Annotated in this window: 8 protein-coding genes; 5 read left to right on the top strand and 3 right to left on the bottom strand. The window is 56.4% G+C overall.

Annotated features, from left to right (window positions below; translation table 11 throughout):
• The first annotated feature begins 47 nt into the window (after nucleotides 1-47).
• A complete protein-coding gene (locus CGZ80_RS13585; RefSeq protein ID WP_094415209.1) occupies nucleotides 48-1,190 on the top strand; it encodes a hypothetical protein in 1,143 nt (380 codons plus the stop codon).
• 6 nt (nucleotides 1,191-1,196) lie between these two features.
• Here CGZ80_RS13585 and CGZ80_RS13580 read toward each other — a convergent pair whose 3' ends face one another.
• The 3 genes from CGZ80_RS13580 to CGZ80_RS13570 form a co-directional block, all read right to left on the bottom strand.
• Nucleotides 1,197-2,576 carry a dicarboxylate/amino acid:cation symporter gene (locus tag CGZ80_RS13580; RefSeq protein ID WP_094415207.1) on the bottom strand — a complete coding sequence of 460 codons (1,380 nt, stop codon included), beginning with the start codon at nucleotides 2,574-2,576 and terminating at the stop codon, nucleotides 1,197-1,199.
• 151 nt (nucleotides 2,577-2,727) lie between these two features.
• Nucleotides 2,728-6,159: a sulfatase-like hydrolase/transferase gene (locus tag CGZ80_RS13575; RefSeq protein WP_094415205.1), complete on the bottom strand. Its 3,432-nt coding sequence runs from the start codon at nucleotides 6,157-6,159 to the stop codon at nucleotides 2,728-2,730.
• Between the two features lie 43 nt (nucleotides 6,160-6,202).
• Nucleotides 6,203-7,912 (bottom strand): arylsulfatase, encoded by a 1,710-nt coding sequence (locus tag CGZ80_RS13570; protein WP_233148411.1) that lies wholly within the window; start codon nucleotides 7,910-7,912, stop codon nucleotides 6,203-6,205.
• Nucleotides 7,913-8,465: 553 nt separating this feature from the next.
• Between CGZ80_RS13570 and CGZ80_RS13565 the strand changes: the two genes are divergently transcribed.
• From CGZ80_RS13565 to CGZ80_RS13550, 4 genes are all read left to right on the top strand, one after another.
• The gene (locus tag CGZ80_RS13565; RefSeq protein WP_094415201.1) at nucleotides 8,466-9,242 is read left to right on the top strand and encodes a glycosyltransferase family 2 protein; all 777 of its coding nucleotides are present in this window, start codon (nucleotides 8,466-8,468) and stop codon (nucleotides 9,240-9,242) included.
• 6 nt (nucleotides 9,243-9,248) lie between these two features.
• On the top strand, nucleotides 9,249-10,892 hold the full coding sequence (locus CGZ80_RS13560) for a hypothetical protein (RefSeq protein WP_094415199.1): 1,644 nt from the start codon (nucleotides 9,249-9,251) through the stop codon (nucleotides 10,890-10,892).
• A 116-nt stretch (nucleotides 10,893-11,008) separates the two neighbouring features.
• The gene (locus CGZ80_RS13555; protein ID WP_094415197.1) at nucleotides 11,009-12,337 is read left to right on the top strand and encodes a Gfo/Idh/MocA family protein; all 1,329 of its coding nucleotides are present in this window, start codon (nucleotides 11,009-11,011) and stop codon (nucleotides 12,335-12,337) included.
• Nucleotides 12,338-12,375: 38 nt separating this feature from the next.
• Nucleotides 12,376-13,110, top strand: a complete 735-nt coding sequence (locus CGZ80_RS13550; protein ID WP_094415195.1) for an SGNH/GDSL hydrolase family protein — start codon at nucleotides 12,376-12,378, stop codon at nucleotides 13,108-13,110.
• Nucleotides 13,111-13,139 lie beyond the last annotated feature (29 nt).

Genomic DNA, 13,139 nt, shown 5'->3' with positions numbered 1-13,139 from the left:
AGTTAGGGTGCGACTTTAGAGAGGCCTTCACGATTCCGTTTGCCGAAATGCAGCATTTCCGTCCCTATCGAATCACGATCGAACATCGCGTCAAACAATGGCGATGGCTCGCTCGATTGAAACGTACTCGGCAAATTCGCGATCATTGGTTGTGGATCCACGAAACCGATCAAGCGACGCCGGTACGCAGTGCGGAAAAGCGATGCCTGTTAGACCTGCGAAAGGTCACGTGTGATGGCGAACAAGGTCGACGGTTTCATGCGTTGGTGTCGCTCTTGTCACGCGGCGGATATCAGGTCTTCCTGGTTCCGCGATTGGAGTTTTTGCAGACGGGCAATCGGCTGTTCAAAGCCAGCGCCTTGCAAATTGCGGAACCGTTGACCGACGCTGCGAGCGACCAGCACTTCGATTTGTGTTTAACCGATCATCGTGGTGAACACCCGCAAGCAACCCAAACGATTCAACTGGTTTCGAACGCGCGTGAACCGGTTTGGCCGACTGATCTGGAAGTCCCCTACAGCTTTTACCCGCTCATTTGGGACAACCACGAAGACGCCCGATTCGAAGCGTACAGGAATCAGACGCGGCAATGGCGACTATTTTTCGGAGGCCACTGTTCACAAAAGGCTTATCACACAATCCGCTTTTACCATCGGCTGCAGCCCGTCGATCGACACACCGTTATCAATGACTTGCTGGCCAGCTATTCGGGTGACACGATTCAGATCGAATCGGACCAGCAGCTCGACACGATGATGTCACACCGACATGACGGCTTTGTGATGATCGACAACGATCGCTATCGAACTGACGCTTCGCAGTGGTTGCGTCTGCTGTCGAACGCCAGCTTCTTTGTGGCAGCACCTGGGTGTGATTATCCGTTTTCGCACAACGCGATCGAATCGATTGCCATCGGGACCATTCCGTTGCTGGAATACGATTCACTGTTCACGCCACACTTGATCGACGGCGTCAATTGCGTTGCCTATCGAGGTCGTACGGGCTTGCGAGACGCGGTTCGGCGGATCAACGCGATGTCCGAATCAAAGATCGCAACGATGCGTCAGGCGGTCATCGATTACTACGAAGACCATCTCAGCCCTCACGCGTTTTGTGGGCGGCTCGAAACCCAGTCGCCAAAACGCATCCATCTCTATCCCTACCTCGCACCGGTCACCAAGGCAGCGTAGCGTCCATCAGTCTTGCGATACCGGCTCGTCATGTTGCGCCGGATCGTCGCCGTGTAAGCGAACGTGCGAGTCAGGTTCATCGACACTCGGTTCGCCGAGTTGGCCTTCGAGTGATGCGATTGCGACGGCAACAGATGCGTCACCGGTGACGTTGGTCACAGTGCGAAGCATGTCCAAGATTCGGTCGACGCCAAGGATCAGCGCGATCCCGGAACTTGGCACGCCGATCGATTGCAGAATGATGACCAGCATGATGATCCCGGCCCCTGGAACGGCGGCGGTACCGATCGACGCCAGCACGGCGGTCAAGACGATCGTAATCTGGCCAGACAGCCCCACATCCATTCCCATCGACTGGGCAATGAAGACGGCAGCGACGGCCTGATAAAGCGCCGTACCATCCATGTTGATCGTCGCCCCAAGTGGCACGACGAACGACGAAACCTCTTCGGACACGCCCAGCTTTTCTTCGCAGCGTTCCATCGTTAACGGCAAAGTCGCGCCGCTGGAGCTGGTCGAGAACGCGACCAACTGCACCGGGGCGATGCCTTTTAGGAACGTCTTGATCGGCATCTTGGTCGTCAGCTTTAGCAGACCGAAATACGTCACACAGACATGCAGCACCAAACCAAGCACCACGGCGATACAGTAAAAACCGAGTGCGGCAAGGAGCTGCAAAATTTGGGAAAAATCGTCGCCGGCCAAGTCCGTGATCGTCCTGGCGATCAACGAGAACACACCCAATGGTGCAAACAACATAATCAGATCCACCAGTCGGATGACCACGTGGTTCAAGCTTTCCAAGACATCGATCATCGGCTTGGCTTGGGACTTTTCCAACTGGATCAATCCGATTCCGACCATCAACGACACGAACACGATCTGCAACATGTTGCGGTTGCTGGATGCGGATTCGAAAAAGTTCGACGGGACGATGTCGATCAAGATTTGCAGCGGCCCGCGGTTTTGCACGTCGGCGGCGACCGCCTCCTTTGCCGAAACGTCACCGGCGAACTGTTCTTGCAGTTGCATCCGGGCCGCTTCGGGCACTTTCAAGCCGGGCTGCAGCACGTTAACGATCACCAAGCCGAAGACGACGGCGATCGCGGTCGTGGTGATGTAGATCGCGAGTGTTTTGCCACCGATCCGAGACAGCTTCTTGAGATCGCTTAGAGACGCGACACCAAGCACCAACGAGGCAACGACGAGAGGGACCGCGATCAACTGCAGCGAGTTGATAAAGATGACGCCGAATGGCGCGATCCAGTCATTGGTGAACTTCGTCCATCCGGCTGCCGCGGCGATCAAGCCGTAGAGCAGCCCCAGAAACATGCCGATCAGAATTTGCCAGTGAGACTTCTTATACCAAGCTTCTTTCTCGGCCATCGATAGGGCAGCTCCATCAAGTTCTGGTGGTGGGACGCTGCCAATTGTACGCCAAGATCACGGACCCGTCTTCGGGCCCGTGTGATGGCATCCCTTCGCAACTGAAGAAGGTGTGATGTTGCCCCGATAGGTACCAACACCACAGACAAAATCAGTTCTTCTCAGCTTGCTTCTTCTTTTGCAAAAACTCGTACATGTTGAAACGCTTTGGGAACATGACGCCCGTTTTGGTCGCCCAGTCTTCCCACATCGTAATCATGTCATCTCGCAGCTTCGGTTTCTGCTCGGCCAAGTCGTTGATCTCGGTGCGATCGTTCGATAGATCATAAAGCTCCCATGGGTGCTCATACTCCCGGACCAATTTCCACTGCCCCATTCGCACCGAAGCGTTGCCTTCGTGCTCCCAGAACATCGGGTCGAAGTGAATCCCTGTGCGATCACCCGCCAGTAACGGCACCATCGATCGGCCATCGCACGCGGTGACGTCGTTCGGATAAGCACCACCGGCAAGCTCGATGACGGTCGGCATGAAGTCCTGCAAGTAAGCCCTTTGGTGGACCAGCTTGCCGCTTGTGTCCGACGGAATGCCTTTGGGCCAGTGGGCAATCATCGGCGTGCAAGCGCCACCTTCGTGAACGAAGTGCTTGTACTTGCGATAAGGCGTGTTGCAGGCACCGGCCCAGTGCAAACCGATTCGAACACCGTTTGTGGTTTCAAGCGGTGGGTTCTTGACCATCGCTTCGGTTCCATTTCCGAAGGCGCCGCCTTCTTGGCAGGCACCGTTGTCCGACAGGAAGAAGATCACGGTGTTGTCGTATTCGCCAGTGGCTTTCAAGTGCGTGATCAGCTTTCCGATGTTCTGGTCAACCGAATCCAAGCACCCCGCATAGGCCGCCATGATCGCATCCAAACGGTTGTGTTGCTTGTCATTCAAACTGTCCCAAGTCGGTCCCGGGTGTGGCGCCGGTTCGGTGTTGGGATCAAGAAGCCCGAGTTCGCGTTGACGCTCGTTGCGAGCCTTGATCATCGCGTCCCAGCCCTGCTTGTACTTGCCACGGTACTTTTGAAAGTCTTCCCACTTTGCATTCAGCGGCCAGTGCGGCGCGTTATAAGCCAGGTACAAGAACGTCGGTTGGTCGTCGTCAGCTTCTTTGGCGGCCTGCAAGTACTCGATTGCTTTGTCTGTGAACGTGTCGGTGGCATAGAAGCCTTCGGGCGTTTTGATGAATTCGTTGCCCTCGGTCAGCCCACGGTCACCGCCGGGTTTGAAATAGTTGATCGCACCGCTGAGGCATCCGTAGTACTTTTGAAAACCACGCTGTAACGGCCAGCACTCTTTGCGGTCCACACCCAAGTGCCATTTGCCGGTCATCATGGTTGCGTAGCCGGCGTCTTGTAGGACCGATGCCAATGTCGTGCATTGGTCATTGAGATAACCTTGGTAGGGACCTTCGATTCCCAGTGCCTGCCCGGGAGGCGACGTCATGTGACCGATGCCGGCTTGGTGTGGTTGCAAACCAGTCATCAGGCTTGCTCGTGTCGGGCAGCAACGGCCTTGGTTATAGAACTGCGTGAACTGCAATCCGCCGGCAGCCAATGCGTCAATGTTTGGGGTGTCGATCTCGCTGCCGTAGCAACCGAGGTCCGAGTAGCCCATGTCGTCGACCAGTACGACGATGATGTTTGGACGCGAGGCGGTTAAATCGCCTTTCGCATCAACGATCTCGTTGTCTTCGGCGATCTGACGGAGATGCGCGGAAGCGATTTTGTTCACGTCACGATCGTAGGTCATCAGACCGTTGATTTCGCCTTCGACGTCGGTCGTCTGGGTGTAAACCGCACCGGCGACGCCTTGGGATTTAAGCGTTGCCAAGCGATCGATCGATTCTTTGTAGCGTTCGATGTACTCTTGCTTGGTTTTGGGCAAACCGCCGTAACCCCAGTTCCGTTTGCTGCCCCAAAGGTGATCCGCGACAGGCCAGCCGTGTCCGCCGAACTCGCCAACGATTTTGACGTAGTCGTCGTAACGTGGGTCATCGACCGGGAAATCTGGGTGCGGGTAAACGTGTTCGTCAGCCATGTCGCCAACGGGGAAGAAGTTCCCGCCACTCGCGATATTGATATGGCGTGACGGATCGTAGGCTTTGATCCATTCGCCGACTTCCATCGATCGGTGTTGGCCCCAACGTTCGTTGAACGGAACCCAAGTAACAATTGAAGGATGGTTGTAGAGGTGGTCGACCATGCCTTTGAGTTCGACCATGTATTGTTCGTGCGCGGCATCGGGCCAGTCGGCGTCCAGTGAATCCCCTTCTTTCCAGGATTGTGGTTTGTTGCCTGCGGGGTGATCTTTGCCGAGACGTTGCCACTTGGGCCATTCTTCGGATTGGAATCCGGCACCGCCTTCGATCTGGTCTTGCCAAACCAACATGCCGACTTGGTCGCAGTAATAGTAATACCGTCGCGGTTCGACCTTGATGTGTTTGCGGATCATGTTGAAACCGGCATCACGCAGGAAGTCGATTTCAAATGTGATCGCTTCTTCGGAAGGCGGCGTCAGCAACCCGCCTGGCCACCAGCCTTGGTCCAGCGGTCCCCAGTGGAAGATGTCTTTGCCGTTGAGTGTCAAACGCAAGTTGCCATCTGCGTCGCGGCGTTTGCCGACGGTACGAAGCCCGACGTAGGAGTCAACGGAATCGAGGACCTTGCCGTCCTGATCGAGCAACTCGACTTTCAAGTCATACAGCGTTGGTGAATCGGGTGACCACAACTTGGGATCGTCGATCGTTAGCTCAACGCCCTTGGCCGTGCCAATCGTGGTGTCCGTTTTTGAACCTTCCTTTGCAGAGATTCGAAGCTGTTGATATTCGCCGACCACATTGGCGACGACTGTTACCAAGCCTTGATCGCTGCCGCTGACTTTCAACGATTCGATGTGGTTTGCGGCGACCGGTTCGATCCAAACGGTTTGCCAAATGCCAGAAACCGGCGTATAGAAGATGCCTCTGTTTTGCACCTTTTGTTTTCCACGCAGTTGGTACTTGCCCACTGCGTCGGTCGCGTCGATGACTTTGACGACCAGTTCGTTGCCGCTTGCCTTTGAGTTTTGAACCAAGAACGAAAACGGCAGGTTGCCACCGATATGGCTGCCCAGCTTTTCGCCATTGACCCAAACATCACAGGCGTAGTCGACGGCTTCGAAGTGCAATCGAATCGGCGAGTCGCTGTCGCGTTTCAGATCGCTGAGGTCAAAGGACGTGTGGTACCAGAGTGCCTCGTCTTCGGCCAAACGTTTGCCGACTCCGGACAAGGGTGCTTCGATCGCAAACGGCACCAGGATTTCGCCATCAAACGTGTCGGGCTTGGCGGAGCCACTCGCGGTGACGGCATAGTCCCACATGCCGTTTAGGTTTTTCCACTGGTCACGCTTCATTTGCGGACGTGGGTACTGTGCCCAAACGTTGTCGGGGCGAACTTGCTTTCCCCAGCGGGTCAGCATCGAATCGGCAACGGGCGACCAATCGGCAGCCTGAACAGGTACGCAGCAGAGTAGCCCGAGGGCGAGTAACAGAATCTTTCGCATAGTCCTAGGTTCAAGTAGTGTCGTGAAAGACAGACGTCATGGGTTAACGTGACGCTTGTTTCTTAGGCTTTTTCTTTTTCGCTTTGGGGGTGGCCTTGGACGCATTCGGTTTGGGAATCGCGCCAACGCGCTTGGCCCAGTCCCGCCACTGGTTGGTCATGTCACGAACGGTGTCGGATTGTGACGCGGCAAGATCGCTTTGTTCGGTTCGGTCTTGCGTCAAGTCGTACAACTCCCACGGGCCACGCATTCCGGTCCGGACCAGCTTTTGGTCGCCAACACGAATGGCGGCATTGCCCTCGTGTTCCCAGTACAACGTTCGCGGTTTGAAGTCGCCTTCGCCGGTCAACAGTGGACGCAAGCTTTGGCCTTCCATGGGCAAAATTGCGTGACCGCCACGCGACGTGGGATAACTCGCTTTGCCCAGGTCCACACACGTTGCCATGATGTCGATCAAGTGCGTCGGCGTTGTTTCCCAACCGGATCCCGTTTTGTCGGCAGCGATGCCGTTGGGCCAGTGCGCGATCAAAGGCGTCGCGATCCCGCCTTCGTGGTTGTAGTGCTTGTACTTTCGAAACGGCGTGTTGTTGAGGTGAGCCCAGCACCGGCCGATGAAAACGTTGGAGTGCGGGTCACCAGGCGAGTCGCCTTCGTATTTTCCTTGGATCCCTGATTCGGCATTGCCACCGTTGTCCGACAGAAACAGGATCAGCGTGTTGTCGAGCTGGCCACGTTGCTTGAGCGAGGCGACGATTTTGCCGACGTTCTTGTCGATCTCCTCGATCATGGCGGCGTAGATTGCCATGATGTCATCGTAACGACGCTTCTCATCGTCGGACAACGAATCCCAAGCGGGGATGGCTTCGGGACGCGGCTCGAGTTTCCAATCGGCGTCGATCAGCCCTGAGTCGACTTGGCGTTGGTAGCGTGCTTCGCGAAGCTTGTCCCACCCGTCCATGTACTTGCCGCGATACTTGGCAATCGTTGCTTCGGGGGCCATGCAGGGAAAGTGTGGTGCGGCGTGGGCGAGGTACCAAAAGAATGGCTTGCCGGCGGCGATCGCCTCGTCGACAAATTTGATTCCCTGTTCGGTCCACAGATCGCTTCCATACCAAGGCGGATTGAATTGTGGATCGTCTTTGCTGACCTCTTCGCCATTGAGGTACAGCTTGGATTGACCTTTCGAACCGGTTTGGTTGGAAAAGTGGACTCCACCGGCGGGTAAGTTCAAGCTGCGATCGAAGCCGCGGTCCCAAGGTGTGACGCCATGGTTAAATCCGACGTGCCATTTGCCAGTCATCGCGGTGAAGTAGCCTGCGTCGGACAAGACTTCGGCGAGTGTCACGCAGGAATCGTTCAAGCGACCTTGGTAGCCCGGTTCGCCTTGATCGGTCGTCATCCAACCGATGCCCGCTTGGTGCGAGTACAAACCGGTCAGCAATGATGCTCGCGTGGGGCAGCATCGGCCGGTGTTGTAAAACTGGCTGAACCGCAATCCGTCTTCTGCGAGCTGATCCAGATTCGGTGTCGGGATTTCACTGCCATAAGGGCCGATATCCGCGAAGCCCATGTCGTCGACCATGATGACGATGATGTTGGGCCGGGAGACGTCTTTCGCATTCGCGGACAACTGCGTCAAGGAAAACGCAAAACAAGCCGATACGAAGACCGCGCCGAGAAAACGCAGTGAATGAATCATGGTGGCGGGGCTGGCTGGGGAGGAGCTGAGCCGGCTGAGGAGCAGGCGGGGCATCGCCATGATACCTGCTTGCGAAATATCGGTGGGGTGATTTTCGGCGACCTAAACTGAATGACGAGGGATCTCAATCAGGCCATCCGGAGGTGATGCGGCGGTTGAGACGCCCGGTCGGGTTGCCCGACATCCCATCGCTGATCCGTTCCCCAGGCTCCACCGAGCTGCGATAAACTGTGCGGCAGCCCAAGCCGGCGCCGCGGAGTTCGAGCTGGAGCACTGACATGCAAGCAATCTTGAGTGCAAGCCCTGTCTTGATCGGCCGGTAGAGTGTTGAAAGGCAAATAGTCTGCCTTTTCGGCATCGAAAAGACTCGGCACGGGGTTTGCGGCGAAGCGTTTGGTGCGAAAATACGCGGCCGCCGGCAACTCACCTCGCTAGGCGGACCGGCCAGTTTTTCCTGCCTGGTGGTGTAAGGTCACGTGACTTCGACAAGTAGTCCCGTCCATCGCCGCCTACGTCCCGCCTGCTGCATTTAACAACGCAGTCCAAAACGACGCCGAACTGTCGGCGGACGATCACGATTCGAAGCAACTGCAAGATAAGAAACCAAATGAATCGATCAGACAACAACGAGACTTGGCTCGCCGCCCTGCCGGTCTACAACGAAGTTGAATACGTGGACGACATCCTGGACCGGGTCGTTCAATTCGCTTCGCATGTCTTGGTTGTTGACGACGGTTCGACCGACGGAACGGCCGAAAAGCTTGCCAATCGCAGCGACGTCACCGTGATCCGCCACGAAGTCAATCAGGGCTATGGCGCGGCCTTAAAAACCGCCTTCGAGTACACGCTGGCAAATCACTTTGATGGTGTCGTGACGCTCGATTGCGACGGGCAGCACCAACCGAAACGGATCCCCGCGTTCATTGATATGGCTCGTTCGGCCGATATCGTTTCCGGCAGTCGTTACCTGCATCACTTCGATGGCGATGACGCACCGCCCGAAGAGCGAATGTTTATCAACCGACGGATCACCGCTGATCTGAACCGGCGTTTGGGGCTGCAGCTGACCGATTCGTTCTGTGGTTTTAAAGCGTATCGTGCCGAAGCGTTGCGAGCGTTCGAGATCACGGACACCGGCTACGCGATGCCACTACAATTGTGGGTGCAAGCCGCCGCTGCTGGGCTTCGCGTTGTCGAAATGGCGGTGCCGCTGATTTATCTGGACTTGGCACGGTCGTTTGGCGGAGCACTGGATCATGCCGAGACGCGACTGAATCATTACAACCGTGTCATCGAAGACGAGATCAATCGTCTGTGTGCCGAAGGGCGTCATGTCACGCACGCCGTCAGCGGCGATCCGGTCTGTTCCCACCAAACGAGATAAGCGTTGATGGTTGGACCTCAAGCCGGAACGCATTCCCAACAATCCGATGGGAGTGGCCAGCATGCTTTCACGCAGTACCGCGCACCGCGACAGCATGGCGAGTTCTTGATCTCGCCCGCGTTGTCGCAGGCAACCGAATTGCTCGACCAGAATCGGGTAACGGGCAACGCGGTACCGTCACCGCTCGCAGAGCTGCGCACGCCGGCGCGAGAAAGCTTGCTTCGTGACGCACGACGCTACACCAGTGCCTATCGCGATGTGGATGCGCCTCAGGCGAGCGGCGATTCGATCGTGATGGCAGGTCACCAGCCGACGTTGTTCCACCCCGGTGTTTGGTTCAAAAACTTTGCACTCGATTCGGTCGCCAAGCAATCCGGTACAACCGCCGTGAACTTGGTCGTCGACAGTGACGTCGCCCAATCGAGTGCGATCCGGGTTCCACAGTTCGACAGCCAAAACCAACAAGTCGTCGCGACCAGCGTTGCGTACGACGACAGTGGCGGCGGCGTACCGTACGAACAATCACAGATCACCGACCGAGAGCTGTTCGATCACTTCGATTCCAATGTTGCTCGTGAAGTCCGATCGATTGTCGGTAATCCATTGGTAACGCAACTTTGGAACCATGCACGCGAAGCGATCAACCGCTGTGGGTTCGCCGGATGTGCACTCGCCCAAGCACGCCACCACCTTGAAGCGGACCTTGGGCTAAACACCCTAGAGATTCCGCAAAGCGTCGTGTGCCGCAGCGAAGCGTTTTCCCAATTCGCAATGCACTTGTTGCGTGACTTGCCAAGGTTTCACGAGTGTTACAACGGTGCCGCCGATTTCTATCGCGACGCGCATGGCATCCGCAGTAACGCCCACCCGGTCCCTAATCTCGCCCGTGAGGATGATTGGTACGAAGCCCCGTTTTGGGTTTATGGCAACCAATCCCCGAAGCGTCATGCCGTCTGGGTTCGAGCGACCGATGGGGGCAATGTGCTGGAAATCAGCGACCGGCAAAGCCGTTTGCGGCGTATCGAAAACGCGCAGGGCGACGGTGCTTACGAAGCGTTGCATGCACTCAATAGTCCTGAATTTAAAGTGCGTAGCCGTGCGTTGGTCACAACGATGTACGCAAGATTGATTCTGAGCGACTTGTTTCTGCATGGCATTGGTGGCGGAAAGTATGACCAGCTTGGCGATTTGATCAGCCAGCGATTTTGGAACACGCCCACGCCGCAGATGATGGTCATGTCGGCAACGGTTTTATTGCCGGGACACGACGACTTTTCCACGGCTCAAATTGATCGCCAACGTATCGACTTGGATCGATCGCTTCGCGATGTCGAATTCCACGGCGAACGTTTCCGTGACGAAACCACATTGTCAGACGACGAGTTGCAAAGGCTGCTGGAAACCAAGCGGCAACTGCTTGCCAGTATTCCACCTCATGGCCAACGCAAACGTTGGCATGACGAAATCACTTCGGTCAACGATGCGATGGCGAAGTCACTCGGTAGCGTTCGCGAACGTCTGATTTCTGACCGCAGCCGTCTTCAACAGCGGGCCAAAGATGCGGCTCTGTATTGCAGCCGCGAGCATTCGTTCTGTTTGTATCCGCTGGATTATCTCCGCGACGCATACCAAGCGATGCTGCAGGTCTAGTCGCCTCGCGACGTCTTTGGGGCTCAAATCGGTCCATCGTCACGGTGCCGAACAATCTCCCGTGCAATTCGACTATGCTTTCTGGTGATCGCCATCACCTTTCATAGGATCGAATCATGAGCCAATTGCTTCGTCGTCGTCAGGTTTTAAAGTCGGGTTCAGCTGCTCTCGGCCTCGCGTGTCTAACCAAGGCAAACGTTTTTGCCGCAACACCGGTGGGTAAGTTCCGTACCGCACACATTGGTGTCGGCGGAATGGGCGCTGCGGACTTGGGTTCGATCTCCTCGCATCCGTCGGTCGAAGTCGCCGCCCTTTGTGACGTCGATTCCACCCGGTTGGCAGAGGCATCCGCCAAACACCCCGGTGCGAAGACGTTTTCTGATTTTCGCGAAATGATCGACTCGCTTGGTGATGCGATCGATGGCGTCGTGGTTTCCACCCCCGACCACACCCACGCCCCCGCCGCGATGACGGCAATGAACGCTGGCAAGCCTGTCTATTGCCAGAAGCCGTTGACCCACGAAGTGTTCGAAGCACGTCGCATGCGTGAAGTGGCCGAACAGAAAAACCTGGTCACCCAAATGGGCATCCAGATTCACTCGCACTATGCCTATCGGCAAGCGGTCGCGATGATCCAAGAAGGCGTGATCGGCAAAGTCAAAGAGGTCCATGCTTGGTCGAATAAAAACTGGGGCTATGACCAGCCGACGCTGCCCGCGGCCGGACCGGTCCCGAAAGATTTGGATTTCAACCTCTGGCTGGGCACCGCCGCCAAGCGTGACTTCGTTCCCGGTGTCTATCATCCGGCGAACTGGCGAAAGCTGTTGGACTTTGGAACCGGCACCCTCGGCGACATGGGCGTGCACATTTTTGATACGCCATACGGAGCTCTTGAGCTGACCGCACCGAATTGGGCCAAGACAGAATGTCGTCAGCCCACCGGCGTCGGACACCCTGAACGCAACTTGGTCGAGTACGAGTTCCCGCAAACGAAGTACACCACCAAGACGATGAAGTGGAAGTGGTACGACGGATCGTTTGCACCGCCCGAGGCCGCCGCAGTTGGCTTGCCCGAAGGCACGAAGTTGCCTGGCCAAGGATCGCTGTTCGTCGGTGAAGAAGGTCACCTGTTGCTGCCACACATCAGCGAGGCGACGCTGTTCCCAATCGCCAAGTTCAAAGATTACAAGCGTCCCGATGTCGCCGGCGAAGATCACTACCACCAGTGGGTCAACGCGTGCATGGGCAACGGCGAAGCCAGTGCGCCGTTCTCCTTCGGCGGGCCGTTGACCGAAGCCTTGCTGTTGGGAGTGGTTGCGAACCGATTCCCCGGCCAACCGCTACAGTGGGATGCCAAGGGGCTAAAAATCACCAACAATGAAGCGGCGAATCAACTGTTGCGACGGAACTATCGCGACGGATTCGAAGTCGCCGGATTATCCTGATCGACCCCACTCACCTCTATCCTCATCCACGAAACGATATGAAACGCCGAACATTCCTTGCCACCACCGCAGCCGTTGGCGCTGCCTCCTGCCTGTCACAGCGATCCGTTTCTGCTGCCGAAAAAATGAAGCTTTCCAAAGGCGAAGTGATCCTGTTCCAAGGGGATTCGATCACTGACGCCGGACGCAACAAGAACGAACCAGTTGCCAACGAAGGCCTCGGACATGGCTACCCCAAGTTCATTTCGGAGTCGTTGCATCACGATTACCCCGAGTTGGATTTGCAAATCCATAACCGTGGGATCTCCGGTAACAAAGTTCCAGACCTGGATCGTCGCTGGCAACAGGATTGCTTGGACCTGAAGCCACAGATCCTGAGCATCCTGATCGGCGTCAACGACATCTGGCACAAGCTGAACGGTCACTATGACGGGACCGCCGAAGTCTACAAGGACGGTTTCGCGGCACTGCTGAAACGCACCCGCGAAGCATTGCCCGAAACAACTTTCGTGATCTGTGAGCCCTTCGTCCTGATGGCCGGAACGGTCAAAGAGAACGAAGCGAAGTGGTTCCCAGAATTCACCACTCGTCGCGAGTATGCCAAGCAGGTTGCCGATGAAGCGGGCGCGATCTGGGTTCCTTTCCAAACGATGTTCGACGAAGCCGTCGCGAAGGGAACGGAACCGAAAGCACTCGCCGGTGATGGTGTTCACCCAACGCAGGAAGGCCACCAGCTAATGGCAAAGACCTGGCGCGAAGTGGTTGGCGTCTAGTTCATCGCCAAAACGTTCGTTCAAATGCG

It is taken from the genome of Rhodopirellula sp. MGV (genome assembly GCF_002251265.1).
GTDB lineage: Bacteria > Planctomycetota > Planctomycetia > Pirellulales > Pirellulaceae > Stieleria > Stieleria baltica_A.
Note: the sequence above shows the minus strand (reverse complement) of the source record. Positions and strands in the feature narration are given on the sequence as shown.